This is a genomic window from Clostridium sp. UBA5712, from assembly GCF_002419845.1.
Taxonomy (GTDB): Bacteria; Bacillota; Clostridia; order Clostridiales; family Clostridiaceae; genus Clostridium_J; species Clostridium_J sulfidigenes.
In genome coordinates this window covers 73,143-93,639 of the sequence record NZ_DIGW01000017.1, presented here as the reverse complement: position 1 = coordinate 93,639, position 20,497 = coordinate 73,143, and the positions used below count along the sequence as shown (strand labels likewise).

Here is a 20,497-nt window from a genome sequence, read left to right as displayed (position 1 = left end):
TTAGGAGGTGAAGGTTTTGCGTCTAGAGATTGGAAAGATATTTATTAAGGATCTTCAATTTGGACCAGAAACAAAAGTTGAGAACGGAGTTCTTTATGTAAACAAAGAGGAGTTATTAAACGAGGTATCTGGTGACGAAAGAATTGCAAGTATCGATTTTGATATTGCAAGACCAGGTGAGGAAGTTAGAATAATACCTGTAAAAGACGTAGTTGAACCAAGAGTTAAAGTAGAAGGAAATGGTGGAATATTTCCAGGTTTTATTAGTAAGGTAGATACAGTAGGTTCTGGAAGAACACATGTTTTAAAAGGAGCTGCAGTTGTAACTACTGGTAAAATAGTTGGGTTCCAAGAAGGTATAGTTGATATGAGTGGAGAAGGTGCTAAATATACACCGTTCTCAAAAACAAATAACCTTGTGATTATATGTGAACCAAAAGAAGGAATTTTACAACATGATCATGAAGAAGCAGTAAGAACTATAGGATTTAAAGCAGCTACATACCTTGGAAAAGCAGGTAAGAATGTGGAACCTGATGAAGTGAAAACTTATGAGACACTACCACTTCTACAACAAGTTCAACAATATCCAGAGTTACCTAAGGTAGTATATGTATATATGCTTCAAACACAAGGATTATTACATGATACTTATGTATATGGTGTAGATGCTAAGAAAATAATTCCTACATTTATTTATCCAACAGAAGTATTTGACGGAGCTATCGTAAGTGGAAACTGTGTATCTGCTTGTGATAAGAACCCTTCTTATGTTCATATGAATCATCCAATAATAGAAGATTTATATGAGAGACATGGCAAGGACTTTAACTTCTTAGGTTGCGTTATAACAAATGAAAACGTATATCTAGCTGATAAAGAGAGATCATCAAATATGGTTGCTAAGTTAGTAGAATTCTTAGGAGCAGATGCTGCTATAATTTCTGAAGAAGGATTTGGAAATCCAGATGCGGACTTAGTTATGAACTGTAATAAGGTTACAGCTAAAGGCGTTAAAACTGTTCTAGTTACAGATGAGTATGCTGGTCAAGATGGTATGTCTCAATCATTAGCAGACTCAACTCCAAAGGGTGATGCTGTAGTAACTGGAGGTAATGCTAACGAAGTTGTTATTTTACCACCTATGAAAAGAGTAATTGGTCATGTAGATGCTGCAAATACTATTGCTGGTGGACACATGGGAAGCTTAAGAGAAGATGGATCAATTGAAGCTGAAATCCAAGTTATTACTGGAGCAACTAGCGAAGTAGGATTTAACTACTTAACAGCAAAAGGATATTAATTTTAAAATATAACTAAAAAGTTTAGTTTAATGATTATGAGTACATTGAAAAGGAGATAGATACTATGTTACAAGGAAAAAAAGCTATCTGTATAGGAGATAGAGACGGAATACCAGGACCAGCTATAGAGGCTTGTGTTAAATCAGCAGGAGCAGAAGTTGTTTTTGCATCAACAGAGTGCTTTGTCTGAACAGCTGCAGGTGCAATGGATCTGGAGATCCAACAAAGAGTTAAAGATTTAACTGAAAAATATGGTGCAGAGAACATGGTGGTAGTAATCGGAGGAGCAGAAGCGGAAGCATCTGGATTATCTGCTGAAACAGTTGCTGCTGGAGACCCAACATTTGCAGGTCCTTTAGCAGGAGTTGATCTTGGATTATCTGTTTTCCACGTTGTAGAGCCAGAAATGAAAGCAGAATGTGATGAAGCTATTTATGACGAACAATGCGGAATGATGGAAATGGTTCTTGATGTTGATGCTATTATAGAAGAAGTTAAAAATGTAAGAGACCAATTCTGTAAATATCTTTAATAAATAATTTTAATAGAAAATGTTAAATTAATTGACCTAAGAAATAGAATTTCTAGAGGGCAAGTCCCATGAAAGGGGGAACACCTATGTTAAAAGTTGTTCATTATATAAACCAATTCTACGCAGGAATAGGCGGAGAAGAAAAAGCTGATATTAAACCTGAGGTTCGTGAAGGGTTTGTAGGACCTGGACTTGGATTAAATGGGTTATTAAAGAAAGAAGACGTTGAGATAGTTGCTACAGTTATTTGTGGAGATTCTTATTATGCTGAGAATACAAAAGAAGCACAAGCTGAAATTATCGAAATGGTAAAAAAATATAATCCAGATTTATTTATAGCTGGACCTGCATTTAACGCTGGAAGATATGGTGTTGCATGTGGAGATGTATGTAAGGCAGTTAAAGAAGAGTTGAATATACCTGTATTATCTGGAATGTACATTGAAAATCCAGGTGCAGACATGTATAAAAAAGATTTATATCTTATCTCTACAAGAAATAGTGCTGTAGGTATGAGAGATGCATTACCTAAAATGGCTAAATTAGCTATTAAATTAGCTAAGGGAGAAGAAGTAGGTTCTCCAGTAGAAGAGAACTACATTGAAAGAGGAATAAGAAAGAACTATTTTGCAACTGAAAGAGGATCTAAGAGAGCAGTTGACATGCTTGTTAAAAAATTAAAAGGTGAAGAATTCGTTACAGAATTTAAAATGCCTGACTTTGATAGAGTTGATCCAATGCCAGCAATAAAAGATATAACTAAAGCTAAAATTGCTATAGTTACATCTGGTGGTATAGTTCCAAAAGGAAACCCAGATCACATAGAGTCATCTTCAGCTTCTAAAATTGGTAAATATGATATAGAAGGAATTAATGATTTAACTGGAGAAACTTTTGAAACAGCACACGGTGGTCATGATCCAGTGTATGCTAATGAAGATCCAGATAGAGTTATCCCAGTAGATGTTCTAAGAGATCTTGAAAAAGAAGGGAAAATAGGAGCATTACACAGATACTTCTATTCTACAGTTGGAAATGGTACAGCTGTTGCATCTTCTAAAAAATATGGTGAGTTTGCAGCTAAAGAATTAATAGCTGACGGCGTAGATGCAGTTGTATTAACTTCTACGTGAGGAACTTGTACACGTTGCGGTGCAACGCTTGTTAAAGAAATAGAAAGAGCTGGACTTCCAGTAGTTCACATGTGTACTATTACTCCAGTATCTTTAACTGTTGGAGCTAATAGAATAATTCCTACAGTAGCTATTCCTCATCCACTTGGAAATCCAAACTTAACAAAAGAGGATGAATATACATTAAGAAGAAAACTTGTTGAAAAGGCTTTAAAAGCTCTTGAAACAGAAGTTGATGGACAAAAAATATTTGAATAATTAAAATTAATGATTTAGTAATTAGGGGATTACCCCTAATTACTAAATATATTAATAAGAAGATGTCTAGTTTGCACAATGTACAATGAATAGTTTGTACCTATTTATTATAGATTGTGCAAATTACAAAATAAATTATTATAAACGCACATTATTAAGGGAGGTTGAATTAAAAATGAATTTTCCAGTTATAAAGAAAGCATCTTATATTTTAGTGAATACTCCAGATATGGTAATACATAATGGAACTACACAAACATTAGAAAAACAAACAAATCCAGATTCAGAATATTTAAAGGCTATAAAAAATAATTTAAGAAGTTTTGAGGATGTTGTAGCTTATGCACCAAATCAAACTTATATAGGAAACATTACACCAGAAGAGTTAGGCGAAATGCCAAGACCATGGGTTGGAAAGAATGTAGAAAATGCTAATAGATTTGGTAAATACGGCGAAATAATGCCACAAGATGAATTCTATGGATTAATGAAGATATCTGATGTATTTGACTTAGTTTTATTAGAAGAGTCTTTTGTTGAGACTATAAAAGAAAAATTAGCTAATCATCCATTACTAAAAGAAAAAGCAGGAAAAATTACTGGGGATGAAATGGCTAAAATTGAAGAGTTAGTTAATAATGCTGGAGCAGAAGGATTATATGTAGATGGAAACCTTGTTGGTTGTGTAAGAAGAGCACATGAGTTTGATCCAAACCTTTCAGCTCACTATATGCTTGAAAATTTAGCAGTTAAATCATCAGGAGTACTTGCTGGAATGCATCTAGTTGACAATTTAGATATTCCTGTAGAAGAAATAGGTTATATAATAGAATGTTCAGAAGAAGCAATAGGAGATATGAACCAAAGAGGCGGCGGAAACGTAGCTAAATCTATAGGTGAAGTTGTAGGTCTTTCTGGAGCTACTGGTTCAGATATGAGAGGATTCTGTGCAGGACCTACTCATGCATTAATAAATGCAGCGTCACTTGTTAAGAGTGGAATATTTAAAAATGTATTAGTAATTGCAGGTGGAGCTACTGCGAAGCTTGGAATGAATGGTAAGGATCACATAAAAAAAGAATTACCAGTACTTGAAGATTGTTTAGGAGGATTTGCTATTCTTGTTTCAGAAAATGATGGAGTAAGTCCAATTTTAAGAACTGACATAATTGGAAAACATACAATTGGCCATGGTGCTTCTCCACAAGCTGTACTTGAAGCATTAGTACTTGATCCATTAACAGCAGCTGGATTAAAAGTAACAGATGTAGATAAGTATGCACCAGAAATGCAAACTCCAGATATAACTGAACCTGCAGGAGCTGGAGATGTTCCAACTCAAAACTATAAAATGATTGGTGCTTTAGCTGTTAAGAAGGGTCAATTAGATAGAAAAGAATTACCAGGATTTATAAAAGAACATGGATATCAAGGTTACGCTCCAACTCAAGGACATATACCATCTGGAGTGCCAATAGTGGGACATGGAATAGATCACATAAAAGATGGCATTTTAAATAACTTTATGATCGTAGGAAAAGGAAGTTTATTCTTAGGAAGAATGACTAACTTATTTGATGGAGTTTCTATACTAGTTGAAAAGAATACTGGAAAACTAGACAATGAGTCAGGTGTTAGTAAAGAAGAAGTTAAATCAATGGTAGCAGATGCCATGAAGGATTTTGCAAGCTTTTTAATGAACTCTGATAAATAGAGCCTTAAAACTCAGAAGGATAATTGCTCCTACTGAATCTTAACAATTACTAATTTATCTCTTTAAATATAAGAGGTTATTAAAGAAACGGGGTGTAGAAATGAGTCAAAATGCTACTAAAGCAATGATTGCTGAAGTATTTAATGATATAGCAACAGGAATAAAAAGCGGACAATTCAAGAAAAAAGTTAGAATAGGTTTAACTATACTAGGTTCTGAACATGGAGTCGAAGAGATGGTTAAAGCTGCTGAACTTGCAAAAGTAAAATATGGCGATTTTGATATAGTTTTAATTGGACCTAAAGTAGATGCTGATTTTGAAGTAATAGAAGTAGAATCAGCTGAGGAAGGTCATAAAAAAATGACATCTATGTTAGAGTGTGGAGAATTAGATGGTTGTGTTACACAACACTTTGATTTTCCAATAGGAGTTTCTACAGTAGGTAAAGTAATGACTCCTGGAAAAGGAAAAGAAATGATAATTGCTACAACTACAGGAACTACTTCTACAAATAGAGTTGAGGGTATGGTTAAAAATGCTATATCTGGGATATCTGTAGCTAAAGCTAGTGGTATTAAAAATCCAAAAGTTGGAATACTAAATCTTGATGGTGCTAGACAAGTAGAAAGAATTCTAAGAGAAACTCAAGAAGGTGGATATGACATATCCTTTACTGAATCATTAAGAGCTGATGGTGGAGCTGTAATGAGAGGAAATGACCTTTTAGCAGGAACACCGGACGTTATGGTTTGTGATTCATTAACAGGAAATCTTTTAATTAAGATATTCTCTTCATTTACTACAGGTGGGAATTATGAAACTGTAGGAGCTGGATATGGTCCTGGAATTGGAGAAAACTATGATAAGTTAGTTAATATAGTTTCTAGAGCTTCAGGAGCACCGCTTATTGCAGAAGCATTAAGATTCTGTGCAACTTGTGCAGAAAACAAGGTTTTGGATATAGCTAGGGATGAGTTTAAGTCAGCTAATGTAGCTGGATTAAAAGAATTTATAGATAAGACTACAAAAAAAGCTAACAAATCTCAAGAAGAGGAAGAGGTAAAAATGCCACCTAAAAAGGTAGTAACTTTCTCTATAGCAGGTATAGATATACTAGAGCTTGAAAATGCATGTAAAGCGCTTTGGAAAGAGGGTATATACTCAGAGAGTGGAATGGGTTGTACTGGGCCAATAGTACTTGTAGCTGATGAAGACGGTGAAAAAGCTCAACAGGTATTAAAGAATGCAGAGTTTGTATCTTAAAATATAGATAATAAAAATAAAATTGACTGTAAGACTACAGTCAATTTTATTTGATTTTTACGGATAATTATGGTATATTCAGCATATAAATATATGAAATTAAATAATACTGAATATATTTATTTACATGATAAAAATTTTTTATTAGGTTATAATACATACTATAATAAAAATTTTTATATATTTATATTACTTATTTATTTCAGGAGGGTTTAAGATGAAAATGAAAAAAATAGTTGCTCTTATGGCAACGGTTGCTATGACTGCATCCCTACTTGTAGGTTGCGCTGGTAACGGAAACGATGACAAAGGCACAGCAAGTGAAGGCAAAGATACTCCTAAATCAGAAGTATCAGTAGGTCTTTCAACAGATGAAGGTGGATTAAATGACAAATCATTTAACCAATCAGCTGATGAAGGAGTTAAAAAAGCAGTAGAAGAGTTTGGAGTTAAATACACTTCAGTTGAAGCTCAAAAGAAAGAAGATTATGAACCAAACCTACAAGCATTAATAGATGGTGGTTCTGATCTAACTTTTGCAATTGGATATCAATTATATGATGCAGTTGCTAATGTAGCTAAAAACAACCAAGATTCAAAACTTTGTATCATAGACTCTGTAGTTGAAGCTGATAACGTAATGTCAGTAACATTTAAAGAAGAAGAGGGTTCTTTTTTAATGGGAGTTATAGCTGGTTTAACTACTAAAACTAACAAAGTTGGATTTATAGGTGGAAAAGATACTGAAACAATACAAAAGTTTGAAACAGGATTTGCAGCTGGAGTTAAAGCTGTTAATCCAGAAGCGGCTGCTGGACTTATAAGTGCAGATGGCAAGAACCCAGGAATAACAGTTAAATACGCAGATTCTTTTGCTGATGGAAACAAAGGTAAAGAGTTAGCTATATCACTATACGGAGCTGGATGTGATGTAATATATCATGCAGCTGGAGGAGCTGGTACAGGGATGTTCCAAGCTGCTAAAGAATTAAGAGATTCGGGTAAAGAAGTTTGGGCTATTGGTGTTGATAAAGATCAAGCAGTTTCTCTTCCAGAATTTAAAGATGTTATTCTTTCTTCGATGATGAAAAGAGTTGATAATGCTACTTATGATGTAACAAAATCAATTGTTGAAGGAACATTCAAAGCCAAGCATATTGAATTAGGAATTGCTGAAGGTGGAGTAGGAATGTCTTCAACAACTAAAGACAATACTGCTGCTGATGTAATTAAGAAAGCAGAAGAGTTTGAAACTCAAATTAAAGAAGGTAAAATTAAAGTGCCTGCTACAAGACAAGATGTTATTGATTTTAAATAATCAATGAAAAAGAGATAAAAAGCTAGATTTTACATCTAGCTTTTTTTTATACCTTTTGATAGTATATTTTTATGAAAGTAAAATAGTATGAAAAATAAAAATAATATTCAATGAAATATTTTTATGGTATAATGGGAGATGGATTCTATAAAGTGCATATCGTATTTTAACTAATGTTAAGTATTTTAATGTAATATGTAAACGTAGGTAATATTATAAGGAGGAAGGGAAATGGAAAAAGTAATTGAAATGAAAGGTATAACTAAAGTTTTCCCTGGTACCATTGCAAACGACAGTGTAGACTTTGATTTATTACAAGGAGAAACTCACGTATTGCTAGGTGAAAATGGTGCAGGAAAAACTACCTTAATGAATATACTTTATGGCTTGTATCAGCAAGAAAAAGGTGATATTTATGTTAATGGAAATTTGGTTAAAATTAACAATCCTAGTGAAGCGATAAAGCTTGGAATAGGGATGGTTCACCAACACTTTATGTTAGTTCACAACTTTACAGTAGCTGAAAATATTGTACTTGGATGTGAACCCAATAAAGGATTATGTATGGATAGAAAAAAATCATATAAAGATGTAAAGGAATTATCAGATAAATATGGATTTTCTATAGATCCTAATGCTATTATTGAAGATATATCTGTAGGACAACAGCAAAAGGTGGAAATTCTTAAGGCTCTTTATAGAGGAGCAAAGATTCTAATTCTTGATGAACCAACAGCGGTTCTAACACCACAAGAAATTAAGGAACTAGGCAAAATATTAGATAATTTAAAAAATGAAGGAAAATCTGTCATTCTTATAACTCATAAATTAAAAGAAGTTATGAGTATGAGTGATAGAGTTACTATAATTAGAAGAGGTAAGGTTACCGGTATTGTTAATACTACTGATACTAGTATTGATGAATTAGCAGAGTTAATGGTTGGAAGAAAGGTAAACTTAGTGGTAGAAAAAAGAGAATCTGAATTAACAGGAGAAATTCTTAAGGTTGAAAATCTATATGCCAATGATCAAAGAGGTATTCCTGCTGTGAAAAATGTTTCCTTTACTGTTAATGGGGGCGAAATTTTAGGAATTGCAGGAGTAGATGGGAATGGACAAACAGAACTATTAGAAGTACTTACAGGTCTTAGAAAAGGTCACAATGGAAAAATATTATTAAATGGAAAAGATTTATATGGAAAATCTCCTAGAGAAATTATTGACTCAGGTATTGGACATATTCCTGAAGATAGACATAAAAGAGGACTTATACTAAAATATTCATTATTTGAAAACTCTATTCTTGGAATTCATAAAAACAAAGAATTTAATAAAGGTATTATGATGGACTATAAGGCTATCAAAAAACATTGTGACACACTTATAGAAGAGTTTGATGTAAGAACACCTAGTAATGAAGTAAATGCATCTGCTTTATCTGGAGGTAACCAACAAAAGTTAATTGCAGCTAGAGAAATTTCTAAAGACCCAACATTATTAATTGCTGCTCAGCCTACAAGAGGTATAGATGTAGGTGCTATTGAATATATTCATAGTAGACTTGTAGATGAGAGAGATAAAGGGAAAGCGGTACTTTTGGTATCTTTAGAATTAGACGAAATTTTAGCTCTTTCAGATAGAATTGCTGTTATGTATGACGGTGAAATAGTAGATATTTTAGATAGAAAAGATGCAGATGAGCAAAAGCTAGGAATATTAATGGCTGGTGGAAGCTTAGATAAGAAAGGGGAAGAGAAATAAAATGAGTAGTAAAGTTAAGGATACAATTAAAGCTATACTCTTTCCTGTAGTAGCAGTTATACTTTCTTTGTTTATATCAGTATTTTTTGTTATGTGGGCAAAAGGATATTCAATAACTCAGTACTTTACAGCATTAACTGATTTAGTTTCGGTTATATGGAAGGGGAGCTTTGGAACATCAAGAAATGCAATGACTACATTAGCAGAAGTGACACCTTTGATTTTTACAGGTGTAGCTAATGCTGTAGCTTTTAGATGTGGACTATTTAATATTGGTGTAGGTGGGCAATTTGTATTAGGTATGGTTGCAGCTGCTATAGTAGGAACCATACCAGGATTAAGTCCTATAGTACACATTCCATTAATAATTGTAAGTGGTATAGTTGCAGGAGGAATTTGGGGAGGAATACCGGGATTTCTTAAGGCTAAGTTTGGAACTAATGAAGTTATAAATACAATTATGATGAATTATATTTCTATAGCTTTAGCTAACTATATTATACTTAGAACCTCTTTCGGAGTTTATGGAAAATCAGCAACTCCAATGATAGAAGACAGTGCAAAACTTGCAAGATTTGTTCAAGGAAGTTCAGCTAATATAAGTTTATTTATAGGTATTATAACAGCTATTATTATGGCGTTTATATTATGGAAAACTACCATTGGATATGAGATAAGAGCCGTTGGTATAAATCCTCATGGTGCAGAATATGGTGGAGTAAATGTTGCTAAGAATGCAGTTTTAGCTATGGTTTTATCAGGAGCTATAGCTGGACTTGGTGGAGCTACACATGTAGCTGGTGTGAAACATTTAATTCAAGATTTTATGGTGGTTCCTAGCTATGGGTTTGATGGTATAGCAGTAGCACTGTTAGCTAAGAAAAATCCAGTAGCATGTATTTTATCAGCCATATTGTTCGGAGCTTTAAATAGTAGTTCAAGAGCTCTTCAAATTAGTGGAATACCAAAAGAAATAGTATTTTTAATTCAATCAGTAATTATTATATTTGTAGCAACAGATTACATTGTGACTTACTTTGGAAATAAGAAAAAGAAAGGGGAGATAATGAATGGATAATATAATTGTTGTTAGTATCATTTCATTAATAACAGCTACTTTAAGAATAGCTACACCTCTTATTTTCACATCCTTAGGAGGAGTGTTTTCTGAGCGTTCAGGAGTAGTAAATATAGGTCTTGAAGGTATGATGACCATAGGAGCATTTTTTGCTGTATATGGAACATATATAACAGGTAGTCCTGTAGTAGGAATAGTGTTTGCTTTAGTATCGGGTGGATTACTTGCATTAATTCATGCAGTTCTTAGTATCCACTTAAAATCAGACCAGGTTATTTCTGGTACAGCTATTAACTTGTTTGCTACAGCTCTAGCTAGTTTCTTGATATATATATTATTCAATGGAAAGGGAGGTCAAACAGACTTGGTAACCCTTCTTCCTTACAACTTACCAGAATTCATTGTGAATATTCCTATTATTGGTGATATTTTATCTGGGTTAAACTGGTTTGTAATAATGGCAATAGTATTGGTATTTGTAGCCCATTTTGTACTTTACAAAACTTCTATTGGACTTAGAATTAGATCTGTAGGAGAACATCCAAAAGCTGCAGATACACTAGGAATAAATGTATACCTAGTAAGATACATTTGTGTAATATTATCAGGAATGTTAGCTGGTCTTGGTGGAGCTGCTTTATCAATTGGTGTTACACCGATATATAGAGAAGGAATGATAGCAGGTAGAGGATTCATTGCTTTAGCAGCTGTAATCTTTGGTAACTGGACACCTATCGGTTCCTTTGGAGCATGTTTGTTGTTTGCCTTTGGTGAATCATTCCAGATATTTGCCCAAGGGCTTGGATGGTCATTACCATCTGAAGTGTTTACAATTATACCATATCTATTAACTATGTTAGCACTTGCTGGCTTTGTAGGAAAAACAAATGCTCCAGCTGCTTCAGGAGAAGCATATGAAAAGAATGGTAGATAATATTTAAATTAATTTAAATTGTAATATAGTTTAGAGAGTTAGTTTGTTATAGGCTAACTCTCTTTTTATAAATTATTGTCGGGGAAATATGGATTGTCTCTATTTAGTTAGAAATATCATATAATTTATGATATGATTAGTTAATATGAGTAGGAGGGATATTTATGAATTTAGGCTTTGATTTAAGGCTATCACAGGAACAAAAATTGATTATGACAATGGAGATGCAACAATCAATAAAGTTATTACAAATGTCATCCTATGAACTTTTACAACATATTGATAAGGAATTACAAGAAAATGTAGTTTTGGAAGTAGAAAACAATTTAGAAACAACTAAAGAAGAAATAGTTGATAATGAGTTGAGAGAGTATAGAGAATTAATTAGAGACATGGCCATGGATAATTATAATGATAGATCATACTACAAACATGAAGAAGATGATTTGGTATCACCTTTTAATTTTATAAGTAGCAAGCCTACTATTAAGGATTATTTAAGAGAACAAGTTATGCATAGTAATTTAGATAGACAAGATGAGTGTATTTGTAGATATATTGTAGATAATATTGATCATAGAGGATATTTAGATGAAAAGATTATAGATAATTTAATGGAAGAACTGAGTATTTCAAGGGATTCTGCGATGAGATGTGTAGATATAGTTCAGGGACTTGAACCGCCTGGAATATGTGCTAGGTCACTGAGTGAATGTTTAATACTTCAACTGCATAGGAAAAATATAATGAATAATTATGTTGAGGAAGTAATAAATAATTATTTATATGAGTTATCAAAAGGAAAATATCAATTAATAGGTAAAAAACTTGGAGTTTCGGCTAAAATAGTTCAAGAATGTGAAGATATAATAAAAAAATTGGAACCTAAACCTACCAGGGGGTTTTTTACTGGTGAAGAGATTGGATATTTGATTCCAGATGTTTATGTAAAAAAAATAAGTGATGAATATGTAGTTTTAATGAATGATAATTTATTACCTAAATTAATAATTAATAATACATATAAAGATGTAATTAATAGCAGTAATGATTCGGAAGCTATAGATTATGTAAAAGACAAAATAAGTAGTGCTATGTTTTTGATTAAAAGTATACAAAATAGAAAAAATACTTTGTGTAAAGTCATGGAGGAAATAGTTAAAAATCAAGAGGAGTATCTAGATAAGGGGAATAATTATATAAAACCTATGACTATTAAATATATAGCTAATAGTCTAAATATGCATGAATCTACGGTTGGTAGAGCTATTAGAGATAAATATGTAGCTCTTCATACAGGGGAAATTAAGAGAATAAAGGATTTATTTACTAATAGTGTAAACATTTTAAGTCAAGATATATCATCTGTTAGTGTAAAAGATATGATAAAGAATATAATAGAATCTGAAGACAAGTCAAAACCACTATCTGATTCAGTTATATGTAAACTAGTTAATGAAAAAGGCATAGATATATCTAGACGTACTATAGCCAAATATCGAGAGGAGTTAGGAATAAAATCCTCATCTCAACGAAAAAGATTAATATAGATTTTGATATTCCATATGAAACATTAATTTATTATTATGATTTATATGGAATTATTTTTTTGTATAAATTGTAGATGAATGTAGAAATATAACTTATATAAAACTAAAATTAACATAAGTACTTCACAAACAATGAATATTGGCATATAATATAAATAGAGGTTTAAAATGTTGATGGGACAAATAGTGTCCATAGGGACATATTTTGTCAATGAGGTGAAGGATGGAGAAGTTATTGAAATTACAACAGAAAGTAGTGCCGGAATTGCTAGAAGTTTTAGATATGCGATATACCATATTAAAAAATATAAAGTATAGAGAACCCATAGGCAGAAGGCTGCTGTCAACCATAGTGAATTTAAGTGAAAGGGTTGTAAGAAGCGAAACAAATCTATTGAAAACTCAAGGATTAATTGATATTAAGTCCTCTGGTATGTATATTACTGAAGAAGGTGATGAAGTTTTTATTGGACTTAAGGCTTTTATGAAGGAATTAAGTGGGTTAAATCACTTAGAAGAGGAATTGAAGAAAATTCTTAAAGTTAGAGAAGTAATAGTTATTAACGGAAATGTAACAGAAGATAATTCATTATATACTGAACTTGGTAGGGTAGCGGGTAATTATTTAAAAAGTATTATTAAAGATGATATTACAATATCCCTTACAGGAGGACGAACAATTAAGGAGGTAGTTTACAATTTCCTTCCAATGACTAAATATAAAAATATAAAGGTTTTACCTGGAAGAGGTGGTATAGGAAAGGAAACAGAAATACAATCTAATACCTTAGTAGAGATTTTAGCAAATAAGTTAGATGCTACTTATGAATTGTTACATATTCCAGATAACATAAGTAGTGATTCTTTTAAAGCGTTGATTAAGGAATCAGATATTAAGGAAACTTTTGAACATATAGAGAAATCAAATATTCTTATCCATGGTATAGGACTGGCTAAAGATATGTGTGATAAGAGAAGTCTAGGTAAGGACATAAAGGAAAGAATATTAGAATTAGGAGCTATAGGAGAAGCTTATGGACATTATTTTAATAGCAAAGGTGAGGTTGTATATTCTATGCCTTCAATTGGAATAACTAAAGATAGAATTAAAAATATCCCTAATGTAATAGCTGTAGCAGCTGGTGTTGAAAAGGCAGAAGCTATCATGGTTATACAAATGGATAAATTAAATTCAACATTAGTTACTGATGAAGCTACGGCAAAAGAAATTTTAAAACTATTTTTAAATAAAGTTGGTTGTTAATACTTAATGATTTTATCCTAGAGTTACTTATTAAAGTACTTATATGTTTTTAAAATTAATATATTATGATTTTTAGGATTCTATGCTTTAAAATCAATATGTATATAAGGAAATGTATCTCTAGATAAGGATTTTTAGGATTAAATCTCCTAAAAATCTGTTTATATCAATTAAGTTTAATATAAAAATTATTAAATTAAATGTTGGAGGTATTTTATAATGGTTAAAGTTGGAATTAATGGATTCGGTAGAATTGGAAGAAATGTATTTAAGGTTTTGGTAGATAAATATGGAAATGACATAGAAGTTGTAGCAATTAATGATTTAACAGATCCTGAGACACTAGCACATCTTTTGAAGTATGATACCCTTTATGGAAAATTCAATGGAACAGTTGAAGCTACTGAGAATTCAATTATAGTTAATGAAAAGGAAATAAGAATATTTGCAGAAAGAGATCCTAAAAACATACCATGGGGACTTCAAGGTGCAGATATTGTAATAGAATCTACAGGATTATTTACAGATGCTACAAAAGCAAAGACTCATATAGAAGCTGGAGCTAAAAAGGTGTTAATTTCCGCACCAGCAAAAAATGAAGATATAACAATTGTACTGGGAGTAAATGAAGATAAATATGATGCTAAAAATCATAATATTATTTCAAATGCTTCATGTACAACTAACTGTTTAGCTCCTTTTGCAAAAGTTTTGGATGAAAAGTTTGGTATAGTACAAGGGCTTATGACTACAATACACTCATATACTAATGATCAAAAAATATTGGATGCTCCACATAAAGATTTAAGAAGAGCTAGAGCTGCAGGAGAATCAATGATTCCAACAACTACAGGAGCGGCAAAAGCGGTCGCATTAGTTTTACCACAGCTTAAAGGAAAATTAAATGGTATGGCAGTAAGGGTTCCAACACCAACAGTTTCAATGACTGATTTAGTATGTGAACTTGGTAAGTCTGTGAGCGTAGAGGAGGTTAACGGGGCTTTAAGAGAAGCGGCAGAAGGAAAACTTAATGGGATTTTAGGCTTCTCTGAGGAACCATTAATTTCAATGGACTTTAGAGGTGATGAGAGATCTTCAATTGTAGATGCATTATCAACTATGGTTATGGGAGATAATCTAGTTAAAGTAGTAGCTTGGTATGATAATGAGTGGGGTTACTCAAATAGGCTAGCAGATTTAACAAAATATGTTGCAGATAGATTATAATCTTCAAAATGTGTTAAAATAGGTATGTAATAAAAATCTAGTTCTATGATTTATGATTGAACTAGATTTTTATTACAATAAGTTTAAAAAAGGAGATTTTAATATGTCATTTAACAAGAAATCATTAGAAGACATCAATGTGAAAGGTAAAAAGGTTTTAGTAAGGTGTGATTTTAATGTACCTATAGTAGAGGGTAAAATTACTGATGAAAATAGACTTCTAGGAGCAATACCTACTATAGAGTACTTAGTTAACAATAATGCAAAGGTTATATTATGTTCACATTTAGGAAAACCAAAGGGGGAGCCTAAACCAGAGCTTTCGCTATCACCAGTAGCAGCAAGATTAAGTGAACTATTAAATAAGAAGATAATTTTTGCAGCGGATGATAATGTAGTGGGAGATAAAGCAAAGTCAGCTATTTTAGATATGAATGATGGAGATATAGTACTATTACAAAATACTAGATTTAGAAAAGAAGAAACTAAAAATGAAGAAAATTATTCTAAGGAATTAGCTTCTCTTTGTGATTTATTCGTAAATGATGCTTTTGGAACAGCACATAGAGCACATTGTTCTACAGTAGGAGTAACTGAATTTGTAAAAGAGTCAGTTTGCGGATATTTAATTCAGAAAGAGCTTAAGTTTTTAGGAGAAGCTATAGAAAATGCTGAGAAACCATTTACTGCTATTTTAGGAGGCTCTAAAGTATCAGATAAAATTAATGTAATAAATAATCTTTTAGAGAAAGTAGACAATCTTCTTATAGGAGGAGCCATGGCATATACTTTCCTGAAAGCTAAAGATTATAAAATGGGTATATCAAGGGTAGAAGAAGATAAAATTGATTATGCACTAGAGATGATGGATAAGGCTAAAGAAAAAGGAGTAAAATTATATTTACCGATAGACCACGTAGTAGCTACGGAATTCGATAAAAATGCAAATCCAGTAATAACAGAAGATGAAAATATTCAAGATGGATATATGGCTTTAGATATAGGACCCAAAACAAGAGAATTATATGCAGAAGTGATAGCAAAATCTAAAACTATTATTTGGAATGGTCCAATGGGAGTTTTTGAATTTGAAAACTTTAATAAGGGAACAATAGCAGTAGGCGAAGCTATGGCTAATTGTGATGGAATCACAATAATTGGTGGAGGGGATAGTGCTGCGGCTGTTAATATATTTGGTCTAGGAGATAAAATGACACATATTTCAACAGGTGGCGGAGCTTCCTTAGAATTTTTAGAAGGAAAAGAACTTCCAGGAATTGTTGCTTTAAATGATAAATAAATGTAAAATCTATAAAGAAAGTAATAAACAAGATAAAATCTTGTTTATTTACTTTCCTTTTCGAGAGTAATATATTATATTTGATTTAGAGAAAAAAATGTAATATGTCTCTTAAGGAAAAAACTTGGATATATTAGCATCATTAAAGATGTGTTGCAAAGTTATTAATAGGAGGATTAATCATGAGAAAAGCAATAATAGCAGGAAACTGGAAGATGAATAATACAATAGAAGAAGCAGTAAATTTAGTTAAGGAATTAAAGCCTTTAGTAAATGATGCTAGCTGTGATGTAGTAGTTTGTCCCACTTTTTTAAGTTTACCAGCAATAGTTGAAGAATGTAAGGGAAGCAATATTATGGTTGGGGCTCAAAACATGCATTTTGAAGAGTCAGGTGCTTTTACAGGAGAAGTTTCTCCATTAATGCTTAAAGAACTAGGAGTAAAATTTGTTATAATTGGACATAGTGAAAGAAGACAGTATTTTAATGAAACTGATGAAGCTATTAATAAAAAATTAAAGACTGCTTTTCATCACAAGATTACACCTATATTATGTATAGGTGAAAGTTTACAGCAAAGAGAATTAGGAATAACTGAAGAAGTATTAGGTGCTCAAATAAAGCAAGATTTAATAGGAATAAAAAAAGAGCAAGTTGAAAATATGGTTATAGCCTATGAACCTATTTGGGCAATAGGGACAGGGAAAACTGCAACTGCAGATGATGCTAATAATACAATAGGATTTATTAGAGGAGTTATATGCAAGTTATACGGAGAAGAAGTTGCATATAAAGTTAGAATTCAATATGGCGGATCAGTTAAGCCATCAACTATAAAAGAGCAAATGTCAAAGGAACACATAGATGGAGGATTAATAGGTGGAGCTAGTCTTAAAGCTTCAGATTTCGCAGCTATTGTAAATTACTAATAAAAGGATGGTCAAATATTATGAATAAAAAACCAGTAATGCTAATGATATTGGATGGTTTTGGAATAAGCGATAATGTGGATGGAAATGCAGTTAGAGAGTCTAATAAGCCTAACTACGATGGATTAAAGGCTAAATATCCTCACACCGCATTATCAGCTTCTGGTCTAGATGTAGGGCTTCCTGAGGGGCAGATGGGTAACTCAGAAGTTGGACACTTAAATATAGGTGCGGGAAGAATAATATATCAAGAATTGACTAGAATAACAAAATCAATTAAAGATGGCGATTTCTTTGAAAATAAAGCTTTTAATACTGCTATTGATGATGCGTTAAAAAATAACTCAGCTGTTCACTTAATAGGATTATTATCAGATGGAGGAGTTCATTCTCATATAAATCATGTAAAAGCTCTTATAACTCTTTGTAAGAGAAGGGCTGTAAAAAAAGTTTTTGTTCATTGCTTTTTAGATGGAAGAGATGTATCACCAACATCTTCAAAAATATTTATAGAAGAGTTACAAAACCATATGGATAGTGAGGGAATAGGAGAAATTGCAACTATTTCTGGTAGATATTATGCTATGGATAGAGATAATAGATGGGAAAGAGTACAATTGGCCTATAATGCAATGGTAAAAGGTGAAGGAAATACTAGTACTTCTCCATTTGCAGTTATAGACGATGCTTATCATGATAATAAAACAGATGAGTTTGTAATTCCTAGTGTAATTGTGAAGGATGGTAAACCGGTAGCTACTATAAAAAATAAAGATTCCATAATATTTTTTAACTTTAGACCAGATAGGGCAAGAGAGATAACTAGAGCTTTAAAAGATAAGGATTTTAAAGGTTTTGAAAGAGAAAGTTTAGATGTAACCTATGTATGTATGACTCAATATGATAAAACTATTGAGGATGTACAAATAGCTTATAAACCTGAGAGTTATGAGAATACATTAGGTGAATATGTTAGTAGCAAAGGATTAAAGCAGCTTAGAATTGCGGAAACAGAAAAATATGCTCATGTAACTTTCTTCTTTAATGGTGGAGTAGAGGAACCTAATAAGGGTGAAGATAGGGTATTGATTCCATCACCTAAAGTAGCAACCTATGACTTAAAACCAGAAATGAGTGCCTATGAAGTTACTGATGCAGTATTAAAAAGTATTGAAAAGGATGAATATGATTTAATTATATTAAATTATGCTAACCCAGACATGGTTGGACACACTGGAGTTATTGAAGCAGCAGTAAAGGCTATTGAAGTTGTAGATTATTGCTTAGGCAAGGTTGTAAATAAAGTACTAGATCATAATGGTACAGTGTTTATTACAGCAGACCATGGTAATGTTGAGTCTATGATTGATTACTCTACAGGCAAACCAATGACTGCACATACTACTAATCTGGTTCCATTTACATACGTAAGTAAAGAAGTAGGAACACTTAGAAGTGGAGGAATACTTGCAGATATTGCTCCAACTATCTTAACAAAGATGGAATTAGATATTCCAAGTGAAATGAGTGGAAAATCATTAATTTAAGTTGTTAAGTTAAAATATTTAGCCATGCTAAATTTATTATAAACATAATATGAAGGAGGAAAAAAAATGAAACAATATGTTGAAATTATTGATGTCTATGCAAGACAAATATTAGATTCAAGAGCGTTCCCAACAGTAGAGGTTGAAGTTGTTCTAGAAGATGGTACAGTAGGGGTAGCGGCAGTACCTTCAGGAGCATCAACAGGTCAATTTGAAGCTGTTGAATTAAGAGATGGAGATAAATCTCTATACAATGGAAAAGGTGTATTAAAAGCTGTTGATAATGTAAACAACATAATAGCAGAAGAATTAATTGGAATGAATATATTCGATCAAGTTGCTATAGATAAGACTATGATAGAATTAGATGGAACTCATAATAAAGAAAAATTAGGTGCTAATGCTACTTTAGGAGTGTCCCTTGCTTGTGCAAAAGCTGCAGCTAATTACTTAGGACTTGGTTTATACCAATATATTGGTGGAGTTAATGCTAAAGTTTTACCAGTACCTATGATGAATATCTTAAATGGTGGAAAACATGCTGATAATAATGTGGACTTACAAGAGTTTATGGTTATGCCAGCAGGAGCTACATCTTTTAGCGAAGCTTTACGAATGGGAGCAGAAGTTTATCATGCATTAAAAGGAATCTTAAAAGCTAAAGGACTTGGAACAGGTGTAGGTGATGAAGGTGGATTTGCTCCAGATTTATCATCAAATGAAGAAGCAATAAAAGTTATAATCGAAGCAATAGAAAAAGCTGGATATGTTCCAGGAAAAGATGCTTTCATAGCACTTGACCCAGCATCTTCTGAATTCTTTGAAGATGGAAAATATAATCTTGCTGGAGAAGGAAGAATGTTAACTCCTCATGAGATGGCAGATTACTATGTAGAATTATGTGAAAAATATCCAATAATATCTATTGAAGATGGTATGGCTGAAGAAGATTGGGAAGGATGGAAGTACTTAACTGATAAAATAGGTAAAAAAATTCAATTAGTTGGAGATGACTTATTTGTAACTAATACGTCTAGACTTGGAATGGGAATTGAAAGAGAAACTGCAAACTCAATTCTTATAAAATTAAACCAAATAGGAACTTTAACTGAAACTTTAAATGCTATAGAAATGGCTGCAAGAGCTGGTTATACTGCAGTGGTTTCTCACAGATCTGGAGAAACAGAGGATACTACAATAGCTGACTTAGTAGTAGCTACAAATGCAGGTCAAATTAAAACTGGAGCTCCTGCAAGAAGTGAGAGAGTTGCTAAATACAACCAGTTATTAAGAATCGAAGAAGAACTTGGTGACATGGCTGAATTTAGAGGATTAAAATCTTTCTTTAACATAAAAAGATAACTAATTTCTATAATAAAAACAT

At 32.3% G+C, this 20,497-nt stretch carries 16 protein-coding genes; all 16 read left to right on the top strand.

The genetic code is table 11. From position 1 onward, the window contains the following. Positions 1 to 16 precede the first annotated feature (16 nt). The 16 genes from B3B03_RS16405 (at position 17) to eno (ending at position 20,475) form a co-directional block, all read left to right on the top strand. On the top strand, positions 17 to 1,303 hold the full coding sequence (locus tag B3B03_RS16405) for a glycine/sarcosine/betaine reductase component B subunit (protein WP_346848974.1): 1,287 nt from the start codon (positions 17 to 19) through the stop codon (positions 1,301 to 1,303). A gap of 65 nt (positions 1,304 to 1,368) precedes the next feature. Beyond that, positions 1,369 to 1,836, top strand: a complete 468-nt coding sequence (gene grdA / locus B3B03_RS16400; RefSeq protein WP_343826952.1) for a glycine/sarcosine/betaine reductase complex selenoprotein A — start codon at positions 1,369 to 1,371, stop codon at positions 1,834 to 1,836. 86 nt (positions 1,837 to 1,922) lie between these two features. Beyond that, a complete protein-coding gene (grdB, locus tag B3B03_RS16395) occupies positions 1,923 to 3,227 on the top strand; it encodes a glycine reductase complex selenoprotein B (RefSeq protein WP_346848975.1) in 1,305 nt (434 codons plus the stop codon). A gap of 175 nt (positions 3,228 to 3,402) precedes the next feature. Next, on the top strand, positions 3,403 to 4,941 hold the full coding sequence (gene grdC / locus B3B03_RS16390; RefSeq protein ID WP_346877836.1) for a glycine/sarcosine/betaine reductase complex component C subunit beta: 1,539 nt from the start codon (positions 3,403 to 3,405) through the stop codon (positions 4,939 to 4,941). Between the two features lie 100 nt (positions 4,942 to 5,041). Further along, positions 5,042 to 6,205: a glycine/sarcosine/betaine reductase complex component C subunit alpha gene (gene grdD / locus B3B03_RS16385; protein WP_346848977.1), complete on the top strand. Its 1,164-nt coding sequence runs from the start codon at positions 5,042 to 5,044 to the stop codon at positions 6,203 to 6,205. 217 nt (positions 6,206 to 6,422) lie between these two features. Continuing rightward, positions 6,423 to 7,523: a BMP family ABC transporter substrate-binding protein gene (locus tag B3B03_RS16380; RefSeq protein WP_346877835.1), complete on the top strand. Its 1,101-nt coding sequence runs from the start codon at positions 6,423 to 6,425 to the stop codon at positions 7,521 to 7,523. Between the two features lie 231 nt (positions 7,524 to 7,754). Then, the gene (locus B3B03_RS16375) at positions 7,755 to 9,284 is read left to right on the top strand and encodes an ABC transporter ATP-binding protein (protein WP_346877834.1); all 1,530 of its coding nucleotides are present in this window, start codon (positions 7,755 to 7,757) and stop codon (positions 9,282 to 9,284) included. A gap of 1 nt (position 9,285) precedes the next feature. Then, complete coding sequence (locus tag B3B03_RS16370) at positions 9,286 to 10,362, top strand: ABC transporter permease (protein ID WP_346848980.1); 1,077 nt, start codon at positions 9,286 to 9,288, stop codon at positions 10,360 to 10,362. Next, complete coding sequence (locus tag B3B03_RS16365) at positions 10,355 to 11,296, top strand: ABC transporter permease (protein WP_346848981.1); 942 nt, start codon at positions 10,355 to 10,357, stop codon at positions 11,294 to 11,296. Before B3B03_RS16370 ends, B3B03_RS16365 begins: the two co-directional genes overlap by 8 nt. Before the next feature lie 164 nt (positions 11,297 to 11,460). Continuing rightward, positions 11,461 to 12,846 (top strand): RNA polymerase factor sigma-54, encoded by a 1,386-nt coding sequence (gene rpoN / locus B3B03_RS16360; RefSeq protein WP_346877833.1) that lies wholly within the window; start codon positions 11,461 to 11,463, stop codon positions 12,844 to 12,846. 223 nt (positions 12,847 to 13,069) lie between these two features. Beyond that, positions 13,070 to 14,110: a sugar-binding transcriptional regulator gene (locus tag B3B03_RS16355; RefSeq protein ID WP_346848983.1), complete on the top strand. Its 1,041-nt coding sequence runs from the start codon at positions 13,070 to 13,072 to the stop codon at positions 14,108 to 14,110. Positions 14,111 to 14,329: 219 nt separating this feature from the next. Continuing rightward, a complete protein-coding gene (gene gap / locus B3B03_RS16350) occupies positions 14,330 to 15,337 on the top strand; it encodes a type I glyceraldehyde-3-phosphate dehydrogenase (protein WP_035132381.1) in 1,008 nt (335 codons plus the stop codon). 103 nt (positions 15,338 to 15,440) lie between these two features. Continuing rightward, complete coding sequence (locus B3B03_RS16345; protein ID WP_346877832.1) at positions 15,441 to 16,637, top strand: phosphoglycerate kinase; 1,197 nt, start codon at positions 15,441 to 15,443, stop codon at positions 16,635 to 16,637. A 182-nt stretch (positions 16,638 to 16,819) separates the two neighbouring features. After that, the gene (tpiA, locus tag B3B03_RS16340) at positions 16,820 to 17,566 is read left to right on the top strand and encodes a triose-phosphate isomerase (RefSeq protein WP_346848985.1); all 747 of its coding nucleotides are present in this window, start codon (positions 16,820 to 16,822) and stop codon (positions 17,564 to 17,566) included. A 20-nt stretch (positions 17,567 to 17,586) separates the two neighbouring features. Further along, positions 17,587 to 19,113, top strand: a complete 1,527-nt coding sequence (gpmI, locus tag B3B03_RS16335) for a 2,3-bisphosphoglycerate-independent phosphoglycerate mutase (protein WP_346877831.1) — start codon at positions 17,587 to 17,589, stop codon at positions 19,111 to 19,113. A 66-nt stretch (positions 19,114 to 19,179) separates the two neighbouring features. Further along, positions 19,180 to 20,475, top strand: a complete 1,296-nt coding sequence (eno, locus tag B3B03_RS16330; protein ID WP_035132373.1) for a phosphopyruvate hydratase — start codon at positions 19,180 to 19,182, stop codon at positions 20,473 to 20,475. Positions 20,476 to 20,497: the final 22 nt, after the last annotated feature.